Origin of the sequence: Haemophilus sp. HMSC066A11 (genome assembly GCF_001811665.1) — a bacterium.
GTDB classification, from domain to species: domain Bacteria; phylum Pseudomonadota; class Gammaproteobacteria; order Enterobacterales; family Pasteurellaceae; genus Haemophilus; species Haemophilus influenzae.
On sequence record NZ_KV805856.1, the window covers coordinates 19,586 to 39,901 of the forward strand.

General features: G+C 38.8%; 25 protein-coding genes. 18 read left to right on the forward strand and 7 right to left on the reverse strand.

Annotated elements, in window-relative coordinates:
• Positions 1 to 56 precede the first annotated feature (56 nt).
• From pgl to gnd, 4 genes are all read left to right on the forward strand, one after another.
• A complete protein-coding gene (gene pgl / locus HMPREF2813_RS01250; RefSeq protein WP_011961644.1) occupies positions 57 to 755 on the forward strand; it encodes a 6-phosphogluconolactonase in 699 nt (232 codons plus the stop codon).
• A 10-nt stretch (positions 756 to 765) separates the two neighbouring features.
• Entirely contained in the window at positions 766 to 1,212 is a 447-nt protein-coding gene (locus tag HMPREF2813_RS01255) for a virulence factor (protein WP_005687059.1), read from the forward strand.
• A gap of 162 nt (positions 1,213 to 1,374) precedes the next feature.
• Complete coding sequence (locus HMPREF2813_RS01260; RefSeq protein ID WP_224064316.1) at positions 1,375 to 2,142, forward strand: hypothetical protein; 768 nt, start codon at positions 1,375 to 1,377, stop codon at positions 2,140 to 2,142.
• Positions 2,143 to 2,161: 19 nt separating this feature from the next.
• A complete protein-coding gene (gene gnd, locus HMPREF2813_RS01265) occupies positions 2,162 to 3,616 on the forward strand; it encodes a decarboxylating NADP(+)-dependent phosphogluconate dehydrogenase (protein WP_005649523.1) in 1,455 nt (484 codons plus the stop codon).
• Positions 3,617 to 3,741: 125 nt separating this feature from the next.
• Here gnd and HMPREF2813_RS01270 read toward each other — a convergent pair whose 3' ends face one another.
• The gene (locus HMPREF2813_RS01270) at positions 3,742 to 4,365 is read right to left on the reverse strand and encodes a glucose-6-phosphate 1-dehydrogenase family protein (RefSeq protein WP_014550366.1); all 624 of its coding nucleotides are present in this window, start codon (positions 4,363 to 4,365) and stop codon (positions 3,742 to 3,744) included.
• A gap of 9 nt (positions 4,366 to 4,374) precedes the next feature.
• Entirely contained in the window at positions 4,375 to 5,202 is an 828-nt protein-coding gene (apaH, locus tag HMPREF2813_RS01275) for a bis(5'-nucleosyl)-tetraphosphatase (symmetrical) ApaH (protein WP_014550367.1), read from the reverse strand.
• A gap of 118 nt (positions 5,203 to 5,320) precedes the next feature.
• Between apaH and HMPREF2813_RS01280 the strand changes: the two genes are divergently transcribed.
• Positions 5,321 to 6,169, forward strand: coding sequence for a glycosyltransferase family 25 protein (locus HMPREF2813_RS01280; protein ID WP_070646935.1), 849 nt, complete (start codon positions 5,321 to 5,323; stop codon positions 6,167 to 6,169).
• A gap of 38 nt (positions 6,170 to 6,207) precedes the next feature.
• Here HMPREF2813_RS01280 and rsmA read toward each other — a convergent pair whose 3' ends face one another.
• From rsmA to HMPREF2813_RS01295, 3 genes are read right to left on the reverse strand one after another with little or no spacing between them, the layout of a single operon-like run.
• Complete coding sequence (gene rsmA, locus HMPREF2813_RS01285; protein ID WP_005687050.1) at positions 6,208 to 7,071, reverse strand: 16S rRNA (adenine(1518)-N(6)/adenine(1519)-N(6))-dimethyltransferase RsmA; 864 nt, start codon at positions 7,069 to 7,071, stop codon at positions 6,208 to 6,210.
• 40 nt (positions 7,072 to 7,111) lie between these two features.
• Entirely contained in the window at positions 7,112 to 8,143 is a 1,032-nt protein-coding gene (locus HMPREF2813_RS01290) for a glycosyltransferase family 9 protein (RefSeq protein ID WP_080334098.1), read from the reverse strand.
• Positions 8,136 to 8,813 carry a glycosyltransferase family 25 protein gene (locus tag HMPREF2813_RS01295; RefSeq protein ID WP_044332889.1) on the reverse strand — a complete coding sequence of 226 codons (678 nt, stop codon included), beginning with the start codon at positions 8,811 to 8,813 and terminating at the stop codon, positions 8,136 to 8,138. Before HMPREF2813_RS01295 ends, HMPREF2813_RS01290 begins: the two co-directional genes overlap by 8 nt.
• A gap of 212 nt (positions 8,814 to 9,025) precedes the next feature.
• Here HMPREF2813_RS01295 and infA point away from each other — a divergent pair, with 212 nt between their 5' ends.
• From infA to rplI, 5 genes are all read left to right on the forward strand, one after another.
• Positions 9,026 to 9,244 (forward strand): translation initiation factor IF-1, encoded by a 219-nt coding sequence (gene infA / locus HMPREF2813_RS01300; protein WP_005627617.1) that lies wholly within the window; start codon positions 9,026 to 9,028, stop codon positions 9,242 to 9,244.
• A 198-nt stretch (positions 9,245 to 9,442) separates the two neighbouring features.
• Positions 9,443 to 9,820 carry a 30S ribosomal protein S6 gene (gene rpsF, locus HMPREF2813_RS01305; protein WP_005627620.1) on the forward strand — a complete coding sequence of 126 codons (378 nt, stop codon included), beginning with the start codon at positions 9,443 to 9,445 and terminating at the stop codon, positions 9,818 to 9,820.
• Positions 9,807 to 10,133: a primosomal replication protein N gene (gene priB / locus HMPREF2813_RS01310; RefSeq protein WP_005639404.1), complete on the forward strand. Its 327-nt coding sequence runs from the start codon at positions 9,807 to 9,809 to the stop codon at positions 10,131 to 10,133. Before rpsF ends, priB begins: the two co-directional genes overlap by 14 nt.
• Positions 10,134 to 10,145: 12 nt before the next feature.
• Positions 10,146 to 10,373, forward strand: a complete 228-nt coding sequence (gene rpsR, locus HMPREF2813_RS01315) for a 30S ribosomal protein S18 (RefSeq protein WP_005598105.1) — start codon at positions 10,146 to 10,148, stop codon at positions 10,371 to 10,373.
• Between the two features lie 16 nt (positions 10,374 to 10,389).
• Entirely contained in the window at positions 10,390 to 10,839 is a 450-nt protein-coding gene (gene rplI, locus HMPREF2813_RS01320) for a 50S ribosomal protein L9 (RefSeq protein WP_005669433.1), read from the forward strand.
• 173 nt (positions 10,840 to 11,012) lie between these two features.
• Here the strand turns inward: rplI and groL are convergent, their stop codons facing one another.
• Both groL and HMPREF2813_RS01330 read right to left on the reverse strand, forming a co-directional pair.
• The gene (gene groL / locus HMPREF2813_RS01325; RefSeq protein WP_005649509.1) at positions 11,013 to 12,659 is read right to left on the reverse strand and encodes a chaperonin GroEL; all 1,647 of its coding nucleotides are present in this window, start codon (positions 12,657 to 12,659) and stop codon (positions 11,013 to 11,015) included.
• Positions 12,660 to 12,681: 22 nt separating this feature from the next.
• Complete coding sequence (locus tag HMPREF2813_RS01330; protein WP_005664453.1) at positions 12,682 to 12,972, reverse strand: co-chaperone GroES; 291 nt, start codon at positions 12,970 to 12,972, stop codon at positions 12,682 to 12,684.
• A 162-nt stretch (positions 12,973 to 13,134) separates the two neighbouring features.
• Here HMPREF2813_RS01330 and ureA point away from each other — a divergent pair, with 162 nt between their 5' ends.
• From ureA to aspA, 8 genes are all read left to right on the forward strand, one after another.
• Entirely contained in the window at positions 13,135 to 13,437 is a 303-nt protein-coding gene (ureA, locus tag HMPREF2813_RS01335; protein ID WP_005651922.1) for an urease subunit gamma, read from the forward strand.
• A gap of 76 nt (positions 13,438 to 13,513) precedes the next feature.
• Positions 13,514 to 13,819, forward strand: a complete 306-nt coding sequence (ureB, locus tag HMPREF2813_RS01340) for an urease subunit beta (RefSeq protein WP_005657975.1) — start codon at positions 13,514 to 13,516, stop codon at positions 13,817 to 13,819.
• Positions 13,820 to 13,829: 10 nt separating this feature from the next.
• Entirely contained in the window at positions 13,830 to 15,548 is a 1,719-nt protein-coding gene (gene ureC / locus HMPREF2813_RS01345; protein WP_032824036.1) for an urease subunit alpha, read from the forward strand.
• Positions 15,549 to 15,673: 125 nt separating this feature from the next.
• Positions 15,674 to 16,231: an urease accessory protein UreE gene (gene ureE, locus HMPREF2813_RS01350; RefSeq protein WP_005687038.1), complete on the forward strand. Its 558-nt coding sequence runs from the start codon at positions 15,674 to 15,676 to the stop codon at positions 16,229 to 16,231.
• Complete coding sequence (locus HMPREF2813_RS01355; protein WP_032824035.1) at positions 16,216 to 16,923, forward strand: urease accessory protein UreF; 708 nt, start codon at positions 16,216 to 16,218, stop codon at positions 16,921 to 16,923. Before ureE ends, HMPREF2813_RS01355 begins: the two co-directional genes overlap by 16 nt.
• Positions 16,924 to 17,025: 102 nt before the next feature.
• The gene (gene ureG, locus HMPREF2813_RS01360; protein ID WP_005692066.1) at positions 17,026 to 17,703 is read left to right on the forward strand and encodes an urease accessory protein UreG; all 678 of its coding nucleotides are present in this window, start codon (positions 17,026 to 17,028) and stop codon (positions 17,701 to 17,703) included.
• 72 nt (positions 17,704 to 17,775) lie between these two features.
• On the forward strand, positions 17,776 to 18,591 hold the full coding sequence (locus HMPREF2813_RS01365; protein ID WP_032824034.1) for an urease accessory protein UreD: 816 nt from the start codon (positions 17,776 to 17,778) through the stop codon (positions 18,589 to 18,591).
• Between the two features lie 155 nt (positions 18,592 to 18,746).
• Positions 18,747 to 20,165 carry an aspartate ammonia-lyase gene (aspA, locus tag HMPREF2813_RS01370; protein ID WP_048946813.1) on the forward strand — a complete coding sequence of 473 codons (1,419 nt, stop codon included), beginning with the start codon at positions 18,747 to 18,749 and terminating at the stop codon, positions 20,163 to 20,165.
• Positions 20,166 to 20,316: the final 151 nt, after the last annotated feature.

The window sequence follows — 20,316 nt, forward strand, 5'->3', positions numbered from 1 at the left end:
CACCGATCTTACTATCTAACATAATAAATTGTGGGCTAAAGCCTAACGGAAAATCAATGAACTATATCAGCTTCCCAACTGCTCAACATGCAGTCGATAAAATTGCACAAGAATTCGTGATTTATAGTCAATTAAATCATCCCGTACATATTTCCCTTTCTGGTGGTTCAACACCTAAGTTATTATTTAAAACCCTAGCCAAATCACCTTATGCGGAACAAATTAACTGGAAAAATCTGCATTTTTGGTGGGGAGATGATCGTATGGTTCCGCCATCTGATCCTGAAAGCAACTATGGCGAAGTGCAAAAACTCTTATTTGATCATATTCAAATTCCAACGGAAAACATCCACAGAATTCGTGGCGAAAATGAACCGCACTTTGAACTAAAACGCTTCGAAGAAGAATTAAGTGCGGTCATTCCAAACGGTGTTTTTGATTGGATCATTTTAGGCATGGGAACTGATGGTCATACCGCTTCTCTCTTCCCACATCAAACCAATTTTGATGATGAAAACCTAGCTGTCATTGCAAAACACCCTGAAAGCGGTCAAATTCGCATTTCTAAAACAGCCAAACTCATTGAACAAGCCAAACGCATTACCTATTTGGTCACTGGCGAAAGCAAAGCGGATATTTTAAAAGAAATTCAAACTACCCCAGCAGAAAACTTGCCTTATCCCGCTGCAAAAATTAAAGCAAAAAATGGGGTAACGGAGTGGTATTTGGATAAAGCAGCGGCACAGTTATTATAATCGGGTAAAAATGGATCGTACATTAATCGTTTTTGATATGGATACGCACTGTTTGGAAAGATATTATCATAATCCAAGCTGGCGTAATGCTTATGCGGATATTCAACGTATTTTAAAGAAACATGGTTTTATGAATATTCAAGGTACGGTGTATTTAAGTGATGTCGGCATTAAACAAGCCCATGGCACATTGGCATTGCAAGAGGTTGCCGCGCGCTTTGAATGGTTTGCTGCTTGTGCTTCCAACATTCAATTTTATGAATTAAAAGACGACTTCAACGCGCAATTTATTGTGGATGGAGTACAACGTGCGCGTGAAGCATTTCAACGTTCGCTTGATAGTTTACGTCAAGAATTATTACAAGCGGGTTTGCCTGCTAATAAGGTAGAAGAGATTGTAGGAAAACGCCAGTTTTCGTTGCAACAAATACAAGAAAACAGTGTATCACAAGATTAGTATGAGAAATTGTATAAAATTTAATGCATATTTCGACCGCACTTTTAGGTAGCAAGAAGATGGATTACTGATAGCACACGCTTCATAGCCTGTGTTTGTAGATAAAGGCACACGTTGGGAAATGTGCACTATCGTGGGAGAAAAGGCGTGACGGAATGGTATTTGGATAAAGCATCGGCAAAAAATCTTGATATTGAGATGTTATTGGTGAAAAGATACCAAGATATTTTTAAAGAAAACCAAGAAATAATCGATGCTTTACTAAGTAACTCCAATTTATCAAAAATTCATTTGGGATTTGTGCCTGATGATTTTAAGAAGAAAAAACATCGAATTTTAATTGTAGGGAGAGAAACTAGAGGTTGGGATTTAAAGTATCTAGAAAAATATGATCAGAACTCGGTTTATCAATTAATGGATTTGAGTAAATCTTGGGTTATTCGTAATCTAGAAAGGTCTGATTCAGTAAATAAAAAAGGAAAATGTTTCTTTAATTTCTTTAGAAAAGTATCTCAAGAAAACCCTAATGCAAGTATTTTATGGGCAAATATATTCTGTGTATCTTATAAAAAATCGAACCCTAGTAAAATAGATACTAAATCAGTATTTGCAAATATAAAGAAAATATCAGAATCTTTATTAAAAGCCCAAATTGAAATTTTACAACCTAATATCATCATATTTGCATCAGGGCTTGATACGCAAGCAATTCTTGCTAGAAGGGATTATTTTAAAAATGATCTAAAGCCATCGGGTAAAAGTGTTGTACCTGGTTTAGATAAAAAATATTTAGAACAGTTTCATCTTTTAGAGAATTATGGTGAGGACATTTTATGTTATAGAACTGTTCATCCATCTAGTAGAACAAAGAATTCTGTGATTGCGTTAAAAGAACTTCGAAAAATCTTGAAATCAAAGACAATGAATTAAATAAAAACAGGAGAAAACAATGTCAGTAAAAGGCGACATCGGTGTTATCGGCTTAGCCGTAATGGGGCAAAACCTCATTTTAAATATGAACGACCACGGGTTTAAAGTCGTGGCATATAACCGTACCACTTCAAAAGTGGATGAATTTTTACAAGGTGCGGCAAAAGGCACGAATATTATCGGTGCATACTCTTTAGAAGATTTAGCTGCTAAATTAGAAAAACCACGTAAAGTGATGTTAATGGTGCGCGCAGGTGATGTGGTGGATCAATTCATTGAAGCATTACTACCGCACCTGGAAGAAGGCGACATCATTATTGATGGCGGTAACTCAAACTACCCAGATACGAACCGTCGAGTGAAAGCCTTGGCGGAGAAAGGTATTCGCTTTATCGGTTCGGGTGTGTCTGGTGGCGAAGAAGGGGCGCGTCACGGGCCTTCAATTATGCCGGGCGGTAATCAAGAAGCGTGGCAGTATGTGAAACCAATTTTCCAAGCAATCTCAGCTAAAACAGAACAAGGCGAACCTTGTTGTGACTGGGTCGGCGGCGAAGGTGCTGGTCATTTTGTGAAAATGGTTCACAATGGTATTGAATATGGCGATATGCAGTTAATTTGCGAAGCATACCAATTCTTAAAAGAAGGTTTAGGCTTAAGCTATGAAGAAATGCAAGCCATCTTCGCAGAATGGAAAAATACTGAACTTGATAGCTATTTAATCGATATCACCACTGACATTCTTGGTTATAAAGATGCAAGTGGAGAACCTTTAGTCGAAAAAATCTTGGATACTGCGGGTCAAAAAGGGACAGGTAAATGGACAGGTATCAATGCGTTAGATTTTGGTATTCCATTAACTTTAATCACTGAATCCGTTTTTGCACGCTGCGTGTCTTCCTTTAAAGATCAACGTGTTGCGGCTAATCAATTATTCGGCAAAACTATTACACCAGTTGAAGGCGACAAAAAAGTATGGATTGAAGCGGTACGTAAAGCATTATTAGCGTCAAAAATTATTTCTTACGCACAAGGCTTTATGCTGATTCGTGAAGCCTCTGAACAATTTGGTTGGGATATTAACTATGGTGCAACTGCGTTGTTATGGCGTGAAGGTTGTATCATTCGTAGCCGTTTCTTAGGTAATATTCGCGATGCTTATGAAGCAAATCCAAATCTTGTTTTCTTAGGTTCAGATAGCTACTTCAAAGGCATTTTAGAAAACGCATTAAGTGACTGGCGTAAAGTGGTGGCAAAATCTATCGAAGTGGGTATCCCAATGCCTTGTATGGCGTCTGCGATTACTTTCTTAGATGGCTATACTTCAGCACGTTTACCAGCAAACTTATTGCAAGCACAACGCGACTACTTCGGTGCTCATACTTATGAACGCACAGATAAACCTCGTGGCGAGTTTTTCCACACCAACTGGACTGGTCGTGGCGGTAACACAGCATCAACTACTTATGATGTGTAGTTAAAAACATCAATAAGAATTACCGCACTTTAAACTGTTGCCATAAATTTGGATAGTTTATTAATTTGCTGAAATATTGGGCTCTACATAATGTAGAGCTCAATTATTTATACTAAGGGTATACTTTATTGATGGCAGCGATCGTAAAGCGGTTGTAATTGTTGAATGGTGTGTGTAATAAATAAAACGGGATCTATTTGATTTAACTCGGCTTTTTCAATACTTTTCCCAATGCACCAAAAATCCTCATCTGAACGTAAGATCAGATTTTTTTCAGAAATGACCTTCACTTGGCGAAAATCATCATATTCACTTTCATCCTCTCGCCAAATCTCAAAATCAGCAAATTGTTTGAAATCAAATTGATCAATCCACTGATTATATTGTTGCACATTAATTTGTGAGCGATCTGCACGATAGCAATGCCAATCTAAACACACTCTTAGTCGGCGACGATTTAATAGCACAGAAAAGATTGCGGCAGAATTTTGGTTAAACTCGTATTTAAAATAAGCGAAGAAATGAGCCCGCACTTGCCAACCATTGGTCCAGCTTTCAATATGCGGTTTCGCAAAAGGCGTACCGAGTTGTGCTGAAACAGATTGAATTATCGCTTTCCAATTATCCCAATGTAATTTGTAATCCGCTTTAATCGCTGGAATATCTTCTGGGCAGAATTTTTTCATTTGGGCGAATTGGTAGAAAGGAATGTTGAACAGTTCGCAAGATTCAGCCGTAAGCGAGAGCATAGTGTTTCCTTAAAAATCACTGTAATTTTTGACCGCACTTTGTGTGAAGAGCTGTTTGTCTTCCCAACGCAACATAGTCATTCGATTATTCCACACACAACCAGTATCTAAGGCATAAATACCTTTTGGAGTAGGCTCATCGACTAAACTTGCCCAATGTCCAAAGACAATGGGAATCTGTTTATAAAGTGGATTATCTAAATTAAACCAAGGCGTGAGCTCCGCTGGTGCATCTTTTAAAGGGGATTTACAGGCAAAATCAAAGCGATGATCCAAATAGCAAAAACGCATTCGAGTGAAAGCATTAATAATGTAGCGATGACGCGCTAAGCCCTGTAAATCAGGCGACCAACGATCAGGCTGCTCGGAATACATATTTTCAATAAGATAATGAAAATCGCCGTGCTGTAAAATTTGTTCAACTTCAGCCGCACAAGATTTCGCAGTTTCCAAATCCCAATCAGGCGAAATACCGGCATGTGCCATCAGGAAGTTTAACTCTTCACTATGGACAAGTAATGGCTGATGACGTAACCAATGAATCAGCTCATCAAAATCGGGCGCATTAAAAATGGCATCAACACGATCACGCGGTTTCACTTTTTTAATGTCCAGTGCGGTCGCAATTAAATGTAAATCGTGATTCCCTAGTACGGTTTGCGCTGCATCACCAAGTGATTTTACAAAACGAAGACATTCAAGTGATTTATCCCCACGCGCCACAAGATCCCCCACAAGATAAAGTTTATCTTGCGTAGGATTGAAATCTACACGTTCTAATAAAAGCTGTAATTCATCATAACAGCCTTGCAAATCACCGACGAAATAGGTTGCCATTTTTGACCGCTCTTTTATAAATAAATTTTGAGAATTTTAACACAGACTTTTATTGTTGATTTATTCTTTTTGTATAGTAGAATGCGAAAAATTTAGTTATTTCCATTTTTATTTAAATATGAGTGCTATTGAAAATATTGTCATTAGTATGGAAAATGCAACTGAACGTCGCAAACATATTACTAAGCAATTTGAATCAAAAAAACTTTCATTTAGTTTCTTTAATGCGTACACTTATCAATCAATCAATCAATCAATCAATCAATCAAACTCCATATTACATAATATAGAGGAATCTAGAATACTTACTAAAGGAGAAAAAGGCTGTTTAATTAGCCATTTCTTATTATGGAATAAGTGTGTGAATGAAAATTTGGAATATCTCAAAATTTTTGAAGATGATGTAATTCTTGGCGAGAATGCGGAAGTATTTTTGAACCAAAATGAATGGTTAAAAACACGTTTTGATTTTAATGATATTTTTATTATTCGTTTAGAAACTTTTTTACAGCCAGTTAAACTTGAGAAACAAACTAAAATTCCACCTTTTAATTCTAGGAACTTTGATATTTTAAAATCAACTCACTGGGGGACGGCTGGTTATATTATTTCTCAAGGTGCGGCTAAATATGTAATTGAATATTTAAAGAATATTCCTTCTGATGAAATTGTTGCAGTTGATCAACTTATTTTTAATAAATTAGTTGATGTTGATAATTATATTGTCTATCAACTGAATCCAGCAATTTGTATTCAAGAACTCCAAGCGAATCAAAGTAAAAGTGTATTAACAAGCGGATTGGAAAAAGAACGACAAAAACGTCCAAAAATCCGTAAGAAAAAGACATTGAAACAGCGTTTAACTCGGATAAAAGAAAATATTATACGAGCTTTAAATAGAAAAAAATGGAAAGAACAACAACGTATTAAAGAAATGCAAGGTAAAGAAATTGTTCGTTTTATGTAGAAAGCCAAGGTGTAACAAGGGTTACACCTTTATTATTTTTACTCTTCTGAATCTAAGATTTCATCTTTATTGATATCGGCTGGTGGATTATCCGCCAACCAGTTCGCTAAACGTGCATAATCTGCTATAGCCAAATTTTCTGCACGTGCATTTAAATCAATACCAAGTGCGGTCAGATTTTCAGGTGAAAATAGCGTTGAGAGTGCATTGCGTAATGTTTTACGACGTTGATTGAACGCTTGGGAGCAAACACGGTTCAACCAATATAAATCTTTTACAGGGTGCGGCAATTCCTTATGCGGAATTAAACGCACAACGGCTGAATCTACTTTCGGTGCAGGTTTAAATGCAGAAGGCGGTACTTCAAGCACAGGCATCACTTGGCAGAAATATTGCGCCATAATCGTTAAACGACCATAAGCTTTGCTATTTGGTGCGGCACATAGGCGTTTTACCACTTCTTTTTGCAGCATAAAGTGCATATCTTGAATCACATCATGATATTTAAACAAGTGGAACATCAATGGCGTAGAAATGTTGTAAGGTAAGTTACCAAACACACGTAATTTTTGCCCTTTTTCTGCTAAATTTTCTTTTGTGTAAAGCGCACCAAAATCAAATTGCATCGCATCCGTTTCAATAACGGTGAGCTTTTGATGTAAAAATGGATGGTGACGTAAACGTTCTGCAAGGTCTCGGTCAAGCTCTACCACTGTCAGATGATCGACAAGTTCACCAACAGGCTCTGTTAATGCACCAAGTCCAGGACCAATTTCCACTAAGAATTGATTAGGTTGTGGGTAAATCGCCGCCACGATACCTTGAATCACGGAAGTATCATGTAAAAAGTTTTGACCAAAGCGTTTACGCGCCGTATGACCTAAGTGTTTTTTTGAGTTCATAAAATAGTCTAGTAAATGATAAAGTTTGTGGTTGGCATCTTTAAATATCTAGCCACTCTGGTTTTATTTCTTTCGGAGAGATCTCATTAACATTATCGTGATAATAAAGAATATGGCATGTATTCTTAGAATTAGGGTGCCAATGCGTAAAATTTTCTTTATCTTGCGAGTAAAAACAAATCATAGGTTTATTTAACCCGGAAGCAATATGAATCGTTGATGTATCAACCGAAATAAGTAGGGCGCAGTTTCTAATCAACTCAATTGTATGATAGATCGTTGTGTGAGGCTTTGAATAAACAAATACATCATCAAATTGATTAGCGATTCTACTTAAATGCTTATGAGTATCTGGTGTTGAGAGTAAGACCAATGGATATTTATGATGACTTCTAATATATGCTAAGTAATCTATAATGTGAGTATCGTTAAATTTTCTATTTTTCCCCGCACCATAAAAGTTAATTGTAATAAAGTTATTTAACTGGTTATCAGTAATAAACTGAAGAATTTCTTTTTTAATTAAGTCATCTTGCGGAACGTCATAGCGATCATCACTTAGACTAATATTTGACTGAGCTAAAGCTTCTTTGTAAATTTCTGAAAAATGGCCCTCTTTAGTAATATTTACATTAAAAATATTATAATCTGCTTTTCTATAGCCGATATAATTACGGGCATTGAGTATTCTCAATAACAACAAGTCTCGGTTTCTAAGAATAATAGTTGGATCAATAACAACATCGTATCTTTCTTTTCGAATAAACAGTGCCGTCTTGATGTAGTCGAGAATGTTTCTTTTCTTTACAAGATAAATCTCATCAATGTTATGGTTTCTTTGAAACAGATAAGCGTTCTGTTTCGTGCAGATGACACCAATTTTTATCAACGGGTTAAATTTCTTTATCTCCCGAAAAACAAAAGAACTCACGATATAGTCGCCAATTTTTCCATCTTGTCGCAAAAATAAGAAACTCTTAAGATATTTTAAACTTTGAGGATTGTTTGCTCTTGATGATTTATCGAGCATCCATTTCCCAACTTTTAATCTTAGGGCTTTTAGCTTATTCATATCGATGCTCAATTTGATTTATTTCAGAATCAATGCTTAACCCTCTAAATACACAAGGTGGTTCAATTCCATAGGCATTAATTTTTGTTTTTTGAATCAATCCAGTTAAGTAGTCTGAAGGCATTCTTACGGGATAAGCATAATTAAGTAATTTTGAGGCTCCCAATTGTGTAATTAAATATGCTGTAGTGTAAATAATACATCTTTTAGAATTTTTGGAGGGGGCTCTATAATGAGCAAGTCGATAGCCTTCGTAAAGTTTTTTCTTAAAAGGATACGATTTAGCTTTACCATGATCTAAAAAGATTAAGTCATAGTTTTTTTTAACTTTATTTAATGCATCTTGAACAATTTCTTTAAGAAAATGTGAGATTATCGCATCATCTTCTAAAATAATTGCACTTTCAATTTTATTTTCTACAATATGCTCGTATGCTCGTATATGGCTGATTGCGCATCCAATTTCACCTAGTGTTAAAGGTTTTGGGGATAAATAATTTTTTGGGTAAAACTCATAATCAACGGAGTCTAATATTTCTTGCGGTAATGTTTTCCCATAAGTTGCATCAAAAAATTCAAATTCTAATCCAAGTCCTAAAAGTCGTTTTGAAATAATTGCTCTTCTTGATGAATTTTTTAAACTGATAACAATAATTTTTGGAAATTGCATTTGATCTAAACCTTTAGTTGTTATACAAGAATAGACTACGTTGGATCTCTTTGAGGTCAGTGTAACTTGTTATTATTAATGTGCAAAGTTATTTTTCTATTTCCTGCCATTTTATCTTTCTTCCTTTCGCTAAAACGGCTATAATCCGCCCGTTTTTCTTAACTTTTCCGCCTAAAGTGCGGATAAAAAATCGATTATTTTTAGAGGATACAATGGCGAAAGAAGATTGCATTGAGATGCAAGGCACAATTTTAGAGACTTTACCGAATACTATGTTCCGCGTGGAGTTGGAAAACGGTCACGTGGTTACTGCGCATATTTCTGGAAAAATGCGTAAAAACTATATCCGTATTTTGACTGGGGATAAAGTGACGGTAGAAATGACCCCTTATGATTTAAGTAAAGGTCGTATTATTTTCCGTAGTCGTTAATCACAGAAGATTTGAGATAGGCCGATATTGTTATAATATCGGTCTTCTTTTTTGCTCAAAAAGAACTCAAATTGGTTGCGGAACGTAAAAAAATCAGTATAATCCGCAACCCTTAGCCACATTGAATTTTTCGTTCCTTGCCTTTGCAGATTGGTGGCTGATCTACGTCAAAGGCTGATTAACCCGTAAGGAGCAGTAATGCGTCACTACGAAATCGTGTTTATGGTTCATCCGGACCAAAGCGAGCAAGTACCAGGTATGATCGAACGTTACACCGGTTCTGTAAAAGAAGCTGGTGGTCAAGTTCATCGCCTAGAAGATTGGGGTCGTCGCCAATTAGCGTACCCAATTAATAAATTACACAAAGCACACTATGTGCTTATGAATGTAGAAGCGCCTCAACAAGTCATCGACGAGCTAGAAACGACTTTCCGTTATAATGATGCTGTATTACGCAGTCTTGTTATCCATACTAAGCACGCCGTAACAGAAGCGTCCCCAATGAAAGCGGCTAAAGAAGAACGTAAACCTTTAGCTGAAGTTGAAAACAACGATTTTGAGGATGCTGAAGAGTAATTTGAAAATTGATAATCGTTTTTCGGTTATGGGAGTCGTTTCTCAGTTACCAAAGCGATTAAAAAGCCCTAGTGGAATTGAGCATTGTAAGTTTTTGTTAGAACATCGTTCTGATCAGATTGAAAGTGGTTTCACTCGTCAAGCGTGGTTAAAAATGCCAGTTCAAATTAGTGGTAATCAATTGATAGAAAAAACTCAAAGCATTACGGTCGGTAGTAAAATTTTGGTGGTGGGATTTATTACATCACATAAAACCCAAAGTGGGTTATGCCAATTAGTTTTACATGCCGAGCAAATCGAATTTATAGATTAGGAGACTAGCCAAATGGCACGTTATTTCCGTCGTCGTAAGTTCTGCCGTTTCACAGCGGAAAATGTTGTTGAAATCGATTATAAAGATATCGCTACATTAAAGAACTATATTTCAGAAAGCGGCAAAATTGTACCTAGCCGTATTACCGGTACTCGTGCGAAGTACCAACGTCAATTAGCTCGTGCAATCAAACGCGCTCGCTATTTAGCGTTACTTCCATACACTGACAATCATCAGTAATTAAGGAGATACGGTAATGCAAGTAATTCTTTTAGATAAAATTGTTCACTTAGGTCAAGTGGGCGATCAAGTAAATGTTAAATCAGGTTTTGCACGTAACTTCTTAATCCCACAAGGTAAAGCAGTTATGGCAACTAAAGCTAACATTGAACACTTTGAAGCACGTCGTGCAGAATTAGAAGCGACAGCGGCAGCAAATCTTGCAGCAGCTCAAGCTCGTGCAGCAGAAGTTACTGCATTAGGTTCTGTGACTATCGCATCTAAAGCAGGTGATGAAGGTCGTTTATTCGGCGCAATCACTACTCGTGATGTGGCAGAAGCAGTAACTGCAGCAGGCGTTAAAATTGCGAAAAGTGAAGTTCGTTTACCAAACGGTCCAATCCGTACTCTTGGTGATCACGATGTTCGTTTCCAACTTCACGGTGAAGTATTTGCAACATTAGATGTAATCGTTGTTGCAGAATAATTTATCCAATAGATAAAATAAAACCCAGTTTAAAACTGGGTTTTTTTATTTTTATCATATATAAATTTAGAATAGGGTAATAAAAAATATCCCTTATTTTAGTAAATTTGAGCCCTAAGTCATATAGAGCTCAAATTTTCTGTTGGGATAGATTTTTTACTCGTATAAGCGAATTACATCATTCCGCCCATTCCACCCATACCGCCCATTCCAGCAGCACCTAAATCGGCTTTATCATCTTTTGGAAGATCAGTTACCATACATTCAGTGGTAATCATTAAGCCTGCTACAGAAGCTGCGAATTGCAATGCAGAACGAGTGACTTTAGTTGGATCTAAGATACCCATTTCGATCATATCGCCGTACTGCTCTGTTCCTGCGTTATAACCAAAGTTTCCTTCGCCATTTTTTACCGCACTTGCCACAACTGAAGCTTCTTCGCCTGCGTTAGTGACGATTTGACGTAAAGGTGCTTCCATAGCACGTAATGCAAGTTTGATACCCACATTTTGTTCTTCGTTGTCACCTTTTAGGCTTGCTGCAACTTTCGCTGCTGCACGAACTAATGCAACGCCACCACCAGCAACGATACCTTCTTCAACCGCTGCACGAGTTGCATGTAGTGCATCATCTACACGGTCTTTTTTCTCTTTCATTTCAACTTCAGTTGCTGCACCTACTTTGATTACTGCCACACCGCCTGCTAATTTAGCCACGCGTTCTTGGAGCTTTTCTTTGTCGTAGTCAGAAGTTGATTCTTCGATTTGCTGACGAATTTGAGCCACACGACCTTTGATTTGTGCTTCATCGCCGATACCATCAATGATGGTTGTGTTATCTTTATTGATAACAACGCGTTTTGCTTGACCTAAATCTTCCAATGTTGCTTTTTCAAGCTCCATACCAATTTCTTCAGAAATCACAGTACCCGCTGTTAAAATTGCAATATCTTGTAACATCGCTTTACGACGATCACCAAAACCTGGTGCTTTCACGGCTGCAACTTTTACGATACCGCGCATCGTGTTCACCACTAAGGTTGCAAGTGCTTCGCCTTCCACATCTTCAGCGATGATTAATAATGGTTTACCTGCTTTTGCAACCCCTTCTAACACTGGAAGTAATTCACGAATGTTAGAGATTTTTTTATCTACAAGAAGAAGATATGGATTATCTAATTCAACCGTTGCTGTTTCTGGTTTGTTGATGAAATATGGAGAAAGGTAACCACGATCGAATTGCATCCCTTCAACCACATCTAATTCATCTTCAAGACCCGTACCATCTTCAACGGTAATCACGCCTTCTTTACCTACTTTTTCCATCGCTTGCGAGATTAATTGACCCACAATGCTGTCAGAGTTTGCAGAAATAGTCCCTACTTGTTCAATTTCTTTTGCTGTTTCACAAGGTTTAGATAAATTTTTAAGCTCAGAAACAACCGCACTTACTGCTTTATCGATACCACGTTTTAAATCCATTGGATTCATGCCTGCCGCTACTGCTTTCAAGCCTTCATTTACGATAGCTTGCGCAAGCACAGTTGCAGTGGTTGTACCATCGCCTGCAGCATCATTTGCTTTAGATGCTACTTCTTTTACCATTTGTGCGCCCATATTTTCGAATTTATCTTCTAATTCGATTTCACGAGCAACAGACACGCCGTCTTTAGTGATAGTTGGTGCGCCAAATGATTTGTCTAAAATTACATTACGACCTTTAGGGCCAAGGGTTACTTTTACTGCATCGGCTAATACATTCACGCCTTTAAGCATTTTTACGCGTGCGTCATTACCAAATTTTACGTCTTTTGCTGCCATTTTCTTTTTCCTTATTTAATAATTATTCTACAATTGCTAGGATGTCGTTCTCAGAAATGATTAACACTTCTTCACCATCGATTTTTTCGCTTTTCACACCGTAACCGTCGTTGAAAATTACGGTATCGCCAACTTTAACATCTAAAGGTTGAATGGTGCCATTTTCTAAAATACGACCTTTACCCACAGCTAATACTTTCGCACGGGTTGATTTAGTCGCTGCTGAACCGGTTAATACGATACCGCCAGCTGAACGGGTTTCGACTTCTTCACGTTTAATAATTACACGATCGTGTAAAGGACGAATATTCATGATTAATTTCCTTCTTAAGAATTTGTAAGTGCGGTTTCTATATAAGGAGGATTTTTTTTCTTTCAAGGGGCTTACAAAAAATTCTGACAAAATATTTTTCCTATTTTAGATTTTTTACGTAAAATTCGCTGACTTTCGTATAATAAATTAAGGAATGAAAATATGCACTTAACTTCCAGAGAACAAGAAAAACTGATGCTTTTCCTTGCGGGCGAACTTGCGGCAAAACGCAAAGCACGCGGCGTTAAATTAAACTATCCAGAAACTATTGCTTATATTGCTAGCCATTTACAAGAGGCAGCAAGAGACGGAATGAGTGTAGCGGAAGTCATGCAATATGGCGCAACACTTTTAACCGTTGATGATGTCATGGAAGGTGTGGCAGAAATGGTTCATGAAGTCCAGATTGAAGCTACTTTCCCAGATGGTACAAAACTTGTTACCGTGCATAATCCAATCAGATAACCGTAGGGTGGGCTTTAGCCCACCAAAATAAAAATATCAATGGTGGGCTAAAGCCCACCCTACAAGGAACAAAGATATGATCCCAGGCGAATACCAATTAGCCGAAGGCGATATTCTCGCTAATGTCGGCAGAAAAACCGTAAAAATCGAAGTAATAAATTCAGGAGACCGCCCAATTCAAGTTGGCTCACATTACCATTTTTTTGAAACCAATAATGCCCTTAAATTTGACCGCACTTTGGCGCGAGGAATGCGCTTAAATGTTCCATCTGGCAATGCGGTGCGTTTCGAACCAGGCGAAGCCAAAACGGTTGAGTTAGTAGCTTTTGGTGGTAACCAAATCATTTATGGTTTCCATAATCAAATTGATGGCAAATTATAAGGTGGGCAGAATGGCATTAACAATTTCAAGAGCACAATATGTAGCAACTTATGGCCCAACCGTTGGCGATAAAGTCCGTTTAGGCGATACCAATTTATGGGCAACCATTGAACAAGATTTATTGACCAAAGGTGATGAGTGTAAATTTGGTGGCGGTAAAAGCGTGCGTGATGGTATGGCTCAAAGCGGTACGGCAACTCGCGACAATCCGAATGTATTGGATTTTGTGATTACCAACGTGATGATCATTGATGCTAAATTAGGCATTATCAAAGCCGATATTGGTATTCGCGATGGTCGCATTGTCGGTATTGGACAAGCAGGTAACCCTGACACCATGGATAACGTCACACCAAACATGATTATCGGTGCAAGCACGGAAGTCCATAATGGTGCACATTTAATTGCAACCGCTGGTGGTATTGATACCCACATTCACTTTATTTGTCCGCAACAAGCACAACATGCGATTGAAAGTGGCGTTACCACGTTAATTGGCGGTGGGACTGGCCCTGCTGATGGTACGCACGCAACCACTTGTACCCCTGGCGCATGGTATATGGAACGTATGTTTCAAGCGGCAGAAGCCTTGCCTGTAAACGTCGGATTTTTTGGTAAAGGCAACTGCTCAACTCTAGATCCGCTACGCGAACAAATTGAAGCGGGTGCATTAGGTTTAAAAATCCATGAAGACTGGGGCGCAACGCCTGCCGTGATTGATTCTGCATTAAAAGTCGCAGATGAAATGGATATTCAAGTGGCCATTCACACAGACACGCTAAATGAAAGTGGCTTTTTGGAAGATACGATGAAAGCGATTGATGGACGTGTCATTCATACTTTCCATACGGAGGGTGCGGGTGGTGGTCATGCACCTGACATCATTAAAGCAGCGATGTATTCAAACGTATTACCTGCTTCAACTAACCCGACTCGTCCATTTACCAAAAACACCATTGATGAACATTTGGATATGTTGATGGTTTGCCATCACCTAGATAAACGCGTGCCAGAAGATGTGGCATTTGCTGATAGCCGTATCCGCCCTGAAACCATTGCAGCGGAAGATATTTTGCACGATATGGGCGTCTTCTCCATTATGAGTTCAGACTCTCAAGCAATGGGACGTATTGGAGAAGTCGTTATTCGTACATGGCAAACTGCAGATAAGATGAAAATGCAACGTGGTGAGCTAGGTAATGAAGGAAACGATAACTTCCGTATTAAACGATATATCGCGAAATACACCATCAACCCAGCAATTGCACATGGTATTGCGGAGCATATTGGCTCGTTAGAAGTGGGTAAAATCGCAGATATCGTGTTATGGAAACCGATGTTCTTTGGCGTAAAACCTGAAGTCGTCATTAAAAAAGGCTTTATTAGCTACGCCAAAATGGGCGACCCAAATGCTTCAATTCCAACGCCACAGCCAGTGTTCTACCGCCCAATGTATGGTGCACAAGGCTTAGCAACGGCACAAACAGCGGTATTCTTTGTTTCACAAGCCGCTGAAAAAGCCGATATTCGTGCGAAGTTCGGTTTACACAAAGAAACCATTGCTGTGAAAGGTTGCCGCAACGTGGGTAAAAAAGATCTGGTTCATAATGGTGTAACACCAAACATTACTGTTGATGCTGAACGTTATGAAGTTCGAGTGGACGGAGAGTTAATTACCTGTGAACCTGTGGATAGCGTACCATTGGGTCAGCGATATTTCCTATTCTAAAGGACTGTTTTCATAGACGAATTAGTGAAAGGGCGTGTACGATACGCACCTTACTTGATAAATAAGAAATCATTGTAGCTGTAGTTTTTCTTTCGAAGAGAAGAAAGTGGATTTATAGAGGAAAGATGAAAATAATTAACCCAATTCTCCCTATTATAGAAAATATCTTGGGAAATTTAACCGCACTTCAAGCAGAGGGCAAAATTACCACACAGCCCATTGAACGAATAGTATTGCAGTGGTATGAAAGCGAACGGAATATTTTGCGTAAAACTACAAATACGGGGCGTGAAGTAGCATTTCGTTTGCTCAAAGAGGGGCAACGCTTGAAACACGATGATGTGGTGTTTATTAGCGATGAATTAGTGATTGCGATTGAAATTTTACCGAGTGAAGTCATTGTGCTGTCGCCGAAAACCTTGCCTGAAATGGCTCGAGCTTGTTATGAAATCGGCAACAAACATTCGCCGCTGTTTTTAGATGGCGATGAAGTAATATTACCTTACGATAAGCCGATGTTTGAATGGCTGCAAGCCGCGGGATTTCATCCGCAAAAAGCAGAACGCCGTTTAAGCCAAGCGTTGAGAGCTAACTCTGCACAAGGTCACGGGCATTCGCACAGTCATTCGCATGATCATCATGGCTATCATCATCACGGAGATGGACATTGGCACAAACATTAAACCGCTCTTTAACGGATTTAGGTGCGTTGTTGCACTTGGTCGATCCCACCTTACCGATTGGCGGATTTAACCATTCCAATGGCTTGGAAACCTTCGTCCAGCAACGTGTGGTAGAAAGCAAAGCGACCCTAGAAGAATATGTGCAAACCCAGCTTTTACAAAACTGGATTTACAACGACGGGGCGTATCTTTCCCTTGCCTTCGATGCAATGAACGAGGGCAATTTTGACCGCTTGTGCGAACTGGATTGGCAACTTTCCGCCACCAAAGTGGCACGCGAAAGTCGTGAAGGGAGTTTCAAACTCGGCGTACGATTGCTGAAAATTTTTATTCGCTATGAAACACATACGTTGCTCACAGCTTACCAGCAAGCGATTGTAGAAAAACGCGTGCAGGGCTATTTCCCGATAGTGTTTGCAATGGTTGCTCAAGCCATGGGCTTAACCAAAGCCGACACACTCTATGCGTTCTACTACAACGCAGCAGTTGGTGTAATCACTAACGGCGTGAAGCTAATTCCTCTCAGCCAAATGGATGGGCAAGATATTCTGTTTGACTTGCGAGGATCGCTCGTGCAAGCGGTGGAATTAAGCCTTGACCCCGACGAAGAGTGGCTTGGTGCGGCAACGCTGGCGAATGATATTCGGGCTATGCAACACGAAGTGCTTTATACGCGACTTTATATGTCGTAAGTGCGGTTATTTTTTATTGAGATTTTACTTGTAGGGGCAAATCACATTTGCCCTTGAACATTCATTGATATATTGGGGCAAATGTAACTTGCCCCTACACCCATGAGCAACACAGTTGCTACGATGATAAACAAAAGGAACATTATGCGTAACTACATTAAAATCGGCGTGGCTGGCCCTGTTGGGGCGGGTAAAACGGCGTTAATTGAAAAACTCACTCGTGAAATAGCGTCAAAATATAGCGTAGCAGTCATTACTAACGATATTTACACCCAAGAAGATGCGGAATTTTTAACAAAAAACAGTTTGCTTCCACCTGAGCGAATTATGGGCGTGGAAACAGGCGGTTGCCCGCACACAGCAATTCGTGAAGATGCCTCGATGAATTTAGAAGCGGTTGATGAAATGGTGGCTCGTTTCCCTGATGTGGAAATTGTATTTATTGAATCGGGCGGCGATAACCTTTCAGCGACTTTTAGCCCTGATTTGGCTGACGTGACAATTTTCGTGATTGACGTGGCTCAAGGGGAAAAAATCCCTCGTAAAGGTGGGCCGGGTATCACTCGTTCAGATTTACTTGTGATCAACAAAACTGATCTTGCTCCATTCGTTGGTGCTGACTTAAGCGTCATGGAACGTGATGCTCGTCGTATGCGTAACGGTCAGCCGTTTATTTTTACCAACCTGATGAAAAAAGAAAATCTGGATGGCGTGATCGGTTGGATCGAAAAATATGCGTTGTTGAAGAATGTGGAAGAACCTGCATCTTTGGTTCGTTAATCAGGGGCAAATTACATTTGCCCAATTATTGGTGAAATATCGGGGCTAATGTAATTAGCCCTTACAAAATCTATGAACAGCAAATTATCCCTTTCCACCAAACTTTCCTCCAACGGCAAAACCCAGCTTGCCGAATACTTTGCGACGCCACCTTTTAAAGTGATAACGTTGCCAAGTTACGATGATGCGTGGGCGAATGGCTTGAATGCGATGCAAATGTCGTCCTCCCCTGGGGTGCTGGCGGGCGATCTGTTAGAGATTGATATTTCATTGGCAAAATTGACCGCACTTTCTTTAAATACGCAGGCATTTACTCGGGTGCAGGCGATGAATGAAGGCGACAGTGCGATGCAAACAACCCATATTTTGCTTGCGGAAAACAGTCGTTTATTCTATTTGCCGCATCCGTTGGTGTTACATAGAGATTCCGTTTTTAAGCAGCAAACCCATATTGAAATGGGCGAACAAAGCGAGCTGATTTACGGTGAAATCGTGGCGATTGGGCGGGTATTGAATGATGAGCATTTTGCTTTCCGTCAGTTTTCTTCCCATTTGAAGATTTATACTTTGAAAGACGATGGCAAAAAACGACCGCTTGTCAGTGATTGTATCCAGTGGCTGCCGTCTAAAATGAATCTTACCGCTTTGAGTCAGATGGAAAATTATTCCCATCAAGGTTCGCTGACTTATCTAAATTTGGCGAAAAATAATGCGGAAATCAAACAACAGGTGCAAGCCTTGCAGCAACAAAGTACGGAAGAAAAAGATCTACTGATAGGCGTATCACAACTCAATGAATATGGTTTAATGGTGCGGGTACTCGGGTGTCGTGCAGAGCAAATTCAGAAATTATTTGAGAAAATTGGTAGGCTATTGAAATCTGTGTAAGATTGATAGATAGAACATTTTTCCCTAAAAAAACTAATCCGAAAAATGAAAATATGTCTTGAGAGCATTTTTTGAAAATGTGATCTTCATCAAGTTTTTTCTTCTTGAAATTTCTATAATGACGATAAATTAACTAACCCAAAAAGGTAATTAAAATGACTCAATTTAGAAAAGAAGTAGATTTACTCGGCGAACGTGATGTGCCTGCAGAAGCATATTGGGGGATTCATACATTAAGAGCGGTAGAAAATTTCAATATTTCTAACGTAACCATTTCTGACGTGCCTGAGTTTGTGCGTGGTATGGTAATGGTAAAAAAAGCAACGGCTTTAGCCAATGGCGAATTAGGTGCAATTCCAAGTGATATTGCAAAAGCGATTGTAGCAGCTTGTGATGAAATCCTTACCACTGGAAAATGCTTAGATCAATTCCCATCAGATGTATATCAAGGTGGTGCAGGTACCTCAGTGAATATGAATACCAATGAAGTTGTGGCGAATTTGGCGTTAGAGTTATTAGGACATAAGAAAGGGGAATACCAATATTTAGATCCAATGGATCATGTTAACGCTAGCCAATCAACCAACGATGCGTATCCTACCGGTTTCCGTATTGCAGTGTATAACAGCATCTTAAAATTGATCGATAAAATTCAATATTTACACGACGGTTTTGACAATAAAGCAAAAGAATTTTCGCACATTCTTAAAATGGGACGTACCCAATTGCAAGATGCGGTGCCAATGACTGTTGGTCAAGAATTCAAAGCTTTCGCCGTATTACTTGAAGAAGAAGTGCGTAACTTAAAACGTACAGCAGGTTTATTACTTGAAGTAAACCTTGGTGCGACTGCAATCGGTACTGCTTTAAATACGCCACAAGGCTATACAGAATTAGTTGTAAAACATCTTGCTGAAGTGACTGGATTAGCTTGTGTACCAGCAGAAAACTTAATTGAAGCAACATCTGACTGTGGTGCTTATGTCATGGTTCACGGTGCATTAAAACGTACTGCAGTGAAACTTTCTAAAGTATGTAATGACTTACGTTTACTTTCTTCTGGCCCTCGTGCAGGTTTAAAAGAAATTAATCTTCCTGAATTACAAGCAGGTTCTTCTATTATGCCAGCAAAAGTAAATCCAGTTGTTCCAGAGGTGGTAAACCAAGTTTGCTTTAAAGTAATTGGTAACGATACCACTGTGACCTTCGCATCTGAAGCAGGCCAATTACAATTAAACGTAATGGAACCAGTGATTGGTCAAGCAATGTTCGAATCTATCGACATCTTAACCAATGCTTGTGTGAACTTGCGTGATAAATGCGTGGATGGCATCACTGTAAACAAAGAAATTTGTGAAAACTATGTATTTAATTCAATCGGTATCGTGACTTACTTAAATCCATTTATCGGTCACCACAACGGCGACTTAGTGGGTAAAATCTGTGCTCAAACAGGTAAAGGCGTACGTGAAGTTGTGTTAGAAAAAGGTTTATTAACAGAAGAACAATTAGATGACATTCTTTCTGTAGAAAACTTAATGAACCCAACTTACAAAGCGAAATTAAATAAATAATTTACGTAAAAATCTTAAAAAAATTTACCGCACTTTAATCTGTGCCTTAAAGCTGAATAAATAAACCAGCTAATTAGGATGCAGATTTTTTTATGATTAAAATGTTTTAAGTAAAACATAAAAGGACTAAATTCTGTGGATGATAGAATTT

Coding starts and splice junctions, on each gene's coding strand:
- rpsR (WP_005598105.1), top strand. CDS start 10,146: ATGGCACGTTATTTCCGTCGTCGTAAGTTCTGCCGTTTCACAGCGGAA.
- HMPREF2813_RS01295 (WP_044332889.1), bottom strand. CDS start 8,813: ATGCAATTTCCAAAAATTATTGTTATCAGTTTAAAAAATTCATCAAGA.
- groL (WP_005649509.1), bottom strand. CDS start 12,659: ATGGCAGCAAAAGACGTAAAATTTGGTAATGACGCACGCGTAAAAATG.
- apaH (WP_014550367.1), bottom strand. CDS start 5,202: ATGGCAACCTATTTCGTCGGTGATTTGCAAGGCTGTTATGATGAATTA.
- HMPREF2813_RS01270 (WP_014550366.1), bottom strand. CDS start 4,365: ATGCTCTCGCTTACGGCTGAATCTTGCGAACTGTTCAACATTCCTTTC.
- ureA (WP_005651922.1), top strand. CDS start 13,135: ATGCACTTAACTTCCAGAGAACAAGAAAAACTGATGCTTTTCCTTGCG.
- HMPREF2813_RS01330 (WP_005664453.1), bottom strand. CDS start 12,972: ATGAATATTCGTCCTTTACACGATCGTGTAATTATTAAACGTGAAGAA.
- rsmA (WP_005687050.1), bottom strand. CDS start 7,071: ATGAACTCAAAAAAACACTTAGGTCATACGGCGCGTAAACGCTTTGGT.
- priB (WP_005639404.1), top strand. CDS start 9,807: ATGCTGAAGAGTAATTTGAAAATTGATAATCGTTTTTCGGTTATGGGA.
- ureE (WP_005687038.1), top strand. CDS start 15,674: ATGAAAATAATTAACCCAATTCTCCCTATTATAGAAAATATCTTGGGA.
- HMPREF2813_RS01280 (WP_070646935.1), top strand. CDS start 5,321: ATGAGTGCTATTGAAAATATTGTCATTAGTATGGAAAATGCAACTGAA.
- rpsF (WP_005627620.1), top strand. CDS start 9,443: ATGCGTCACTACGAAATCGTGTTTATGGTTCATCCGGACCAAAGCGAG.
- gnd (WP_005649523.1), top strand. CDS start 2,162: ATGTCAGTAAAAGGCGACATCGGTGTTATCGGCTTAGCCGTAATGGGG.
- infA (WP_005627617.1), top strand. CDS start 9,026: ATGGCGAAAGAAGATTGCATTGAGATGCAAGGCACAATTTTAGAGACT.
- HMPREF2813_RS01290 (WP_080334098.1), bottom strand. CDS start 8,143: ATGAATAAGCTAAAAGCCCTAAGATTAAAAGTTGGGAAATGGATGCTC.
- rplI (WP_005669433.1), top strand. CDS start 10,390: ATGCAAGTAATTCTTTTAGATAAAATTGTTCACTTAGGTCAAGTGGGC.
- aspA (WP_048946813.1), top strand. CDS start 18,747: ATGACTCAATTTAGAAAAGAAGTAGATTTACTCGGCGAACGTGATGTG.
- HMPREF2813_RS01255 (WP_005687059.1), top strand. CDS start 766: ATGGATCGTACATTAATCGTTTTTGATATGGATACGCACTGTTTGGAA.
- ureB (WP_005657975.1), top strand. CDS start 13,514: ATGATCCCAGGCGAATACCAATTAGCCGAAGGCGATATTCTCGCTAAT.
- ureG (WP_005692066.1), top strand. CDS start 17,026: ATGAGCAACACAGTTGCTACGATGATAAACAAAAGGAACATTATGCGT.
- ureC (WP_032824036.1), top strand. CDS start 13,830: ATGGCATTAACAATTTCAAGAGCACAATATGTAGCAACTTATGGCCCA.
- pgl (WP_011961644.1), top strand. CDS start 57: ATGAACTATATCAGCTTCCCAACTGCTCAACATGCAGTCGATAAAATT.
- HMPREF2813_RS01365 (WP_032824034.1), top strand. CDS start 17,776: ATGAACAGCAAATTATCCCTTTCCACCAAACTTTCCTCCAACGGCAAA.